This is a genomic window from Mesorhizobium sp. M1E.F.Ca.ET.041.01.1.1, from assembly GCF_003997355.1.
Classification (GTDB): domain Bacteria; phylum Pseudomonadota; class Alphaproteobacteria; order Rhizobiales; family Rhizobiaceae; genus Mesorhizobium.
The window spans coordinates 1-5,899 of sequence record NZ_RZSL01000391.1 but is presented as its reverse complement, the minus strand read 5'-3'; the positions used below and the strand labels follow the sequence as shown (position 1 = coordinate 5,899).

The window sequence follows — 5,899 nt, the reverse complement described above, 5'->3', positions numbered from 1 at the left end:
AAGTAGTAGAAGGCGAAGCGCCAGACCTGCAGGTTCTTGAGCGGCGCGAATTCCTGCCAGAAGCTTCTCGCGGGCGCTGCCTTGCCGGCGCGGCGCTCGCGGATGACCGGATCGTCGCTGGTGGTTAACCAGAACGCGACGGCCATGATGACCAACGCGGCCGCCCAGATCAGCGCGACCGACTGCCAGCCCCAGGAAAGGAGCACGAACGGCGCCAGGAACTTGGTGACCGCGGCGCCGACATTGCCGACACCGAAGATGCCGAGCGCGGTGCCTTGTTTGCCGGCCGGGAAGAAGCGCGAGACATAGGCGACGCCGACGGCGAAGGAGCCGCCCGCGAGCCCGACGCCGAGGGCCGCGATCAGCATCTGCTCATAGGTGTGCGCAAAGCTGAGCAGGAAGGTCGCGACCGCCGCGGCGAGCATGGTCATGGTGTAGACCAGACGTCCGCCGTAGCGGTCGGTCCAGACGCCGAGCACGATGCGCACGAGCGAGCCGGTGAGGATCGGCGTGCCGACCAGCAGGCCGAACTCGGTCTCGTTCAGGCCGAGCTCCTGCTTTATGCGCACGCCGATGATGGAAAAGATCGTCCACACCGCGAAGCAGACGGTGAAGGCGATGGTGGACATGACGAGCGCCTGCCGGGGAGCACTGTCCTGGCTTGGCGCGGCTGGGAGATTTGCGGTCATCTTGGGCTCCGGTTTGCGGCGTGGGAGGCACCGCGCGTTGTGTTGGTCAGAGGCGCGGCATCGGTCAGCGCGGCGAGACCGGGACTTGCGCGGTCACTTGCGGACTCTTGCCCTCGGTTTCGTGATTGGCCGGGAACAGCAGGAGCGCCGCGGTGAACAGCACCGCCGTCAGGACGCTGCTGGCGATAAAATCGCGGCGCGTGAAATCCTTGAGGGTTGTCGCAGTTCCGATCCGTTTCGTCATCTTCGTCTCCGCCTGGCGCCGCCTGGGATCGGCGCCGTCGTTTTTCGTGTTCGGTCCAAAACAAAAAAGCTGCCGTCCAGGTCTTGCGTCCGTACATCCGGGATCGCGTGTCGACCTGAGCGGCAGCTTTGCCTGTGGCGCCCACCATTGGACGCCTGTGTCTCTTGGCCCTTGCGGGCCTGCATTCTCAAAAGCAGGAAGCGTGCCAATTCGACAGCGCTCTAAATTATCTAATGAAATCAAAACGAAGACGTTGTCGTGCGACTTTTGACCAAGCCCGGCAGCGGATCAAAGATTAGTCAGAATGCCTTGCAGGGCAGCATAATATTTGTGCAATGCGGTAGATTGCCTATTGTCAATGCGGTGCGCTTTTCGGTCATGGCCTTACTCCGCCACTTCGACGAAGCGGTGGCGTTCATAGAGGAACTTCAGCACCGCCTCGCGGCAGCGCAGGAAGGTGCTGTCGGAGGCAAGCTCGATGCGTCGGCGCGGCCGGGCGAGCGGCACCGGAAGCACCTCGCCGATGGTGGCCGCCGGGCCGTTGGTCATCATCACGATGCGGTCGGACAGAAGCACCGCCTCGTCGACATCATGGGTGATCATGATCATGGTCGAGCCCAGCCTGGCGTGGATGTCCATCACCGCATCCTGGAGATGGGCGCGGGTCAGCGCGTCGAGCGCGCCGAAGGGCTCGTCGAGCAGAAGGATCTTCGGCTCCATTGCGAGGGCGCGCGCAATGCCGACGCGTTGCTTCATGCCGCCCGATATCTCGGCCGGGCGCTTGTCCCTGGCATGCGCCATCTGGACGAGGTCGAGGTTGCGCATGATCCAGTCATGCCGCTCGGCCCGGCTTTTTGTCTGGCCGAAGACCTTGGACACGGCGAGGTTGATGTTCTCGTAGACGGTAAGCCAGGGCAGCAGCGAGTGGTTCTGGAAAACCACGGCGCGCTCCGGTCCGGGGCTGTCGACCTCCCTGTTCTCGAGCAGCACGGCGCCCTTGGAAACCTTGGTCAGCCCGGCGATCAGGTTGAGCAAGGTCGACTTGCCGCAGCCGGAATGGCCAATGATGGAGACGAACTCGCCAGCATCGATGGTGAGCCTGATATCCTTCAGCACCTCGCTGAACTGGCCGCCACGAGAGAAGGATTTGTCGATATGGTCGAGCTTCAGATAGGCGGTCATGGCGCCGTCCTCACTTTGCCGTTGTGCCGCGGGTGACGAAGGCGCCGATCGCCGCAACCAGCCGGTCGAGGCAGAAGCCGGTGACGCCGATATAGACGAGCGCGACAATGATGTCTGGCAGCCGCGAGGAATTCCACGCGTCCCAGATGAAGAAGCCGATGCCGACGCCGCCGGTAAGCATCTCGGCGGCGACGATGGCGAGCCAGGAGAGCCCGATGCCGATCCTGAGGCCCGTGAAGATGTAGGGCGCGGCGGCCGGCACCATGATCTTGAAGAAGAACTCGAGCTGGTTGAGCCGCAGGATGCGGGCGACGTTGCGGTAGTCCTCCGGGATGTTGCGGACGCCGACGGCGGTGTTGATGATCACCGGCCAGATCGAGGTGATGAAGATCACGAACAGCGCCGACGGGTTGGAGTCGCGAAAGGCGGCGAGAGACAGCGGCAGCCAGGCGAGCGGTGGTACGGTGCGCAGGATCTGGAAGACCGGATCGAGACCGCGCATCGCCCAGACAGACTGACCGACCAGGGCGCCCAGCGCAACGCCAACCACCGCCGCCATGCCGAAGCCGATGGCGACGCGCTGCAGCGAGATCAGCACTCGCCAGGCGAGGCCTATGTCCTGCGGGCCATTGTCGAAGAACGGATGGGCGATCAGGTCGTAAGCCTCGTTCCACACCTGGCTCGGCGGCGGCAGGCTGGCCGTCGGCGAAGAGCAGGCCACCTGCCAGACGACGAGCAGGACGAGGATGACGACGGCCGGCGGTACCAGTGCCGTCGCCAGCCGGCCGACAATGGCCGTGAGGTCGATGCGGCGCCGCGCTTTTGCGGTGAAGGCAATCACCTCGGCGGGCTTCGCAGGAAATGCCTTCACCTTGGTGTCCTCGACGGTTTGGATGGACATGTCGTGGAAAATCTCCGTGGGGCAGTCCGGTGGAGCGACAACGGCGCGAGCGCCGTTGCGCTTGGGTTGCGCTGCGACAAACGGCGCAATGCGCCGTTTGCGCTTAAGCCGATGCCTTGATCTTCAGGCTGTCGAGATAGGCGGACGGATTGGCCGGATCGAAGGTCTTGCCGTCGAAGAAGGTCTCGACGCCGCGCGAGGGCGATTGAGGGATGTCGCCTGCCGCGACGCCCAGATCCTTCGCCGCCTCGCGCCAGAGATCCTCACGGTTGACCTGGTCGACCAGCGCCTTGATGTCGGTGGTCGGCGCCAACTTGCCCCAGCGGATGTTCTCGGTGAGGAACCAGGCATCATGGCTCTTGAAGGGATAGGAGACCCCACCCTTCCAGAACTTCATGTAGAGGTCGGTGCCCTTGGCGACGCGGTCGTTGCCGTAGTTGATGTCGCCCTTGAGGCGGCCGATGATGTCAGCAACGGGCACGTTCATCCATTGCCGCTTGCCGATGATCGAGGCCATCTCCTCCTTGTTCTCCATGGCCTCGCACCATTGCTGGGCTTCCATGACGGCCATCAGGATTGCCTTGGTGGCGTTGGGGTATTTGTCGATGAAGGCGGCGCGCAGGCCGAGCGCCTTTTCCGGATGGCCCTTCCACAACTCGCCGGTGGTGGCGGCGGTGAAGCCGATGCCCTGGTGAACAAGCTGTTCGTTCCACGGCTCGCCGACGCAGAACACGTCCATGTTGCCGACCTTCATGTTGGCCACCATCTGCGGCGGCGGAACGACGATGGTGGAGACATCCTTGTCGGGATCGATGCCGCCGGCGGCCAGCCAGTAGCGCAGCCAGAGGTCGTGCGTGCCGCCCGGGAAGGTCATGGCCGCCTTCACTTCCTTGCCGGCGGCCTTCTTGGCGGCGAAGGCCTCCTTCAGTTTGGACGCGTCGAGGCCGACACCGGTGGCGGCGTATTCCTGAGCAACGGAAATGCCCTGGCAGTCGTAGTTCAGCCGCGCGACGATCCCCATCGGCAGCGGCTGGTTGTTCTGGGTCACCTTGCCGGTGTGCATGAGGTAGGGCATCGGCGTCAGGATGTGGGCGCCGTCGATGCCGTTGGCTTCGCCGCCAAGCACAAGATTATCGCGCGTAGCGCCCCAGGAGGCCTGCTTCAGCACCTCGACATCGGGCATGCCGTATTTGGCGAACAGTCCCTTCTCCTTGGCGATCATCAGCGGTGCAGCGTCGGTCAGCGCGATGAAGCCGAGCTTGGCGCCGGTCACCTCGGGAGCGGCCGCGGCGGCATAAGCGCCCGAGGGCAAGAGCTTGCGCGCCGCCACGAACAGCCCAGCAGTGAGCGCGCTTCTGGCAAGGAAGTCGCGCCGGGTCAGGTCCTTCGGCGTCGTTCCAGTTCCGATCCGTTTCGTCATCGTCATCTCCGGTTGGGCGCCGCTTGAGACCGGCGCCGTCGATTGCGTGTTCGGTCAAAAACAAAAAAGCCGCCGGCCAGGTCGCGCGCGTCCTTACATCCGGGATCGCGTGTTGACCTGAGCGGCAGCTTTGCCTGTGGCGCCCGCCATTGGACGCCTGTTCCGTGACCCTGCGAAGAGTCTGTCTATTACAAAGCAGGAACCATGCCAGTTTCCAGACTGTGCCAAAAATACAAATGAAATCAATTATATGCTATAGTTGGCAGCGCGCCGGACCACTAAGCGAGCAGGCCAAAGATTGCCCATTAGCGCAAGCGCGCGCACAATTATTGTGCAGTGCACAAGAGTGGCGCGAAAATAATCAGGCGCGTTTCTGGCCGGCAATGTAGGCATCGATCCGGTCGGGATCGAAGATCTGGCCGTCGAAAAATCCGTCCGGGCCAAGGACAAGGCTCGCCCCCGCCGAACCGACTGGCGTCGCGACCTTCAGCGCGCCCTCGACCTTGGCATTGGCGCCGGGCAGGGCCACGCCGAGCGGTTTCAGCGCCGAGCGGTAGAGGTCGGGCCGGTAGCAGTCGCGGGCGATCGCAAGGTTTTGCGGCGTGTGCGCCAGTTGGCCCCAGCGCACCATCTGCGTGTAGAACCAGAGCGCGTGGCTCTTCCAGGGAAAGTTCGCCGCCTTGTCGAAGGGCAGGAAGAAATCCTCGACGTTCCGAGCCTCGCCTGCGCCCAGTTGAAGCTGTCCGGTGAGGATCGGCATCTGGATTGCCTCGGGCTGCCCGAGGAAGTCGGGCCTGGCCATCAGCGCCGCCAGCTCGCTTCGGTTTGCCGGGGCCTGGCACCAGCGAGCGGAATGATGCAGCGCCCTCAGCAGCGCCGCCAGCGTTTCCGGGTTTTCCTCGGCCCATGACCTGCGCGCGCCGACCACCTTTTCCGGGCTGTTGCGCCACAGCAGCGCCTTGACGGTGACGATGCGGCCGATGCCGGCTGCGACGGCGGCGCTGTTCCACGGCTCGCCGACGCAATAGCCATCGATGCGGCCGGCGGCCAAGGCGTCGGTCATGAAGGGCGGCGGCACGATGACGATCTCGATATCGCGGTCGGGATCGATGCCGCAGGCGGCGAGCCAATAACGCAGCTCGTAATTGTGCCCCGAATGCGGATGCACGACGGCGAAACGCAGCGGCTCGCGGCCGGCGGCTGCCCGTTCGCGGATCAGCGCACCGAGCGCTGCGCCGGCACGTGCCGGATCGAGGTCCGGCACGACGCCGTGCGCCGCCATGCCTTCCCATACCGCATTGGAAACCGTGACGCAGTTGCCGCCGAGCCCGAGCGAGAAGGGCACTATGGTCTCGGAGGCGAGCGGCGTGAGGCCGAGGCTGCAGGCGAGCGGCATTGGTCCCAGCATATGGGCGACATCGAAATGGCCGATGGCGATGCGGTCGCGGATGTTGGCCCAGGAG

The 5,899-nt window shown here is 64.2% G+C and carries 6 protein-coding genes; all 6 read right to left on the bottom strand.

Annotation, left to right across the window (positions count from 1 at the left end):
• Positions 1-689: MFS transporter (locus EOA38_RS25590; RefSeq protein WP_127300551.1), on the bottom strand; the 689-nt coding region annotated here is incomplete at its 3' end.
• Between the two features lie 64 nt (positions 690-753).
• Positions 754-933: a hypothetical protein gene (locus tag EOA38_RS25585; protein ID WP_126092924.1), complete on the bottom strand. Its 180-nt coding sequence runs from the start codon at positions 931-933 to the stop codon at positions 754-756.
• Positions 934-1,317: 384 nt separating this feature from the next.
• Positions 1,318-2,115: an ABC transporter ATP-binding protein gene (locus EOA38_RS25580; protein WP_127300550.1), complete on the bottom strand. Its 798-nt coding sequence runs from the start codon at positions 2,113-2,115 to the stop codon at positions 1,318-1,320.
• A gap of 10 nt (positions 2,116-2,125) precedes the next feature.
• Positions 2,126-3,016 carry a nitrate ABC transporter permease gene (ntrB, locus tag EOA38_RS25575; protein WP_126092926.1) on the bottom strand — a complete coding sequence of 297 codons (891 nt, stop codon included), beginning with the start codon at positions 3,014-3,016 and terminating at the stop codon, positions 2,126-2,128.
• A 103-nt stretch (positions 3,017-3,119) separates the two neighbouring features.
• Positions 3,120-4,436 carry a CmpA/NrtA family ABC transporter substrate-binding protein gene (locus tag EOA38_RS25570; RefSeq protein ID WP_126092927.1) on the bottom strand — a complete coding sequence of 439 codons (1,317 nt, stop codon included), beginning with the start codon at positions 4,434-4,436 and terminating at the stop codon, positions 3,120-3,122.
• 361 nt (positions 4,437-4,797) lie between these two features.
• Positions 4,798-5,899 (bottom strand): CmpA/NrtA family ABC transporter substrate-binding protein (locus EOA38_RS25565; protein ID WP_127300549.1); only part of this gene is annotated, 1,102 nt, incomplete at its 5' end.

Bases quoted from the DNA above. Each gene is read 5' to 3' on its own strand.
- ntrB (WP_126092926.1), bottom strand. From the start codon at position 3,016: ATGTCCATCCAAACCGTCGAGGACACCAAGGTGAAGGCATTTCCTGCG.
- EOA38_RS25570 (WP_126092927.1), bottom strand. From the start codon at position 4,436: ATGACGAAACGGATCGGAACTGGAACGACGCCGAAGGACCTGACCCGG.
- EOA38_RS25580 (WP_127300550.1), bottom strand. From the start codon at position 2,115: ATGACCGCCTATCTGAAGCTCGACCATATCGACAAATCCTTCTCTCGT.
- EOA38_RS25585 (WP_126092924.1), bottom strand. From the start codon at position 933: ATGACGAAACGGATCGGAACTGCGACAACCCTCAAGGATTTCACGCGC.